This window comes from Pseudomonas sp. MD330_10 (genome assembly GCF_042610415.1).
In the GTDB taxonomy this organism is placed as follows: domain Bacteria; phylum Pseudomonadota; class Gammaproteobacteria; order Pseudomonadales; family Pseudomonadaceae; genus Aquipseudomonas; species Aquipseudomonas rhodesiae.
In genome coordinates, this window is the sequence record NZ_JBHGZU010000137.1 from 1 (window position 1) to 241 (window position 241).

A 241-nucleotide genomic window follows, 5' to 3' on the forward strand; every position below is an offset into this window, starting at 1 on the left:
CCAGCACCCGGAGGTCGCCAGCCGCGGCTATGTGGTGTCGATTGTCACCGAGGGCATTCGCCTATTCTCCGACCCTTATTGTCCGGTCAAAGCCGGCGACGCGTTTCGCTATGACGGCAGACCGTCCCTGGGCTCCAACGGCAAACTGGGCAACCTCGGCTCCCACGTCTGCGGTATTGCCGCCGGCAACCGAGATGGCGGGCCGATTCACGGCGTGGCGTTCAATGCGCAAATCATCAGT

Annotated in this window: 1 protein-coding gene; it reads left to right on the forward strand. The window is 63.1% G+C overall.

Annotation, left to right across the window (positions count from 1 at the left end):
* The coding region (locus ACFZPT_RS26925) for a hypothetical protein (protein WP_379559161.1) at positions 1-241 on the forward strand (241 nt) is incomplete at both ends.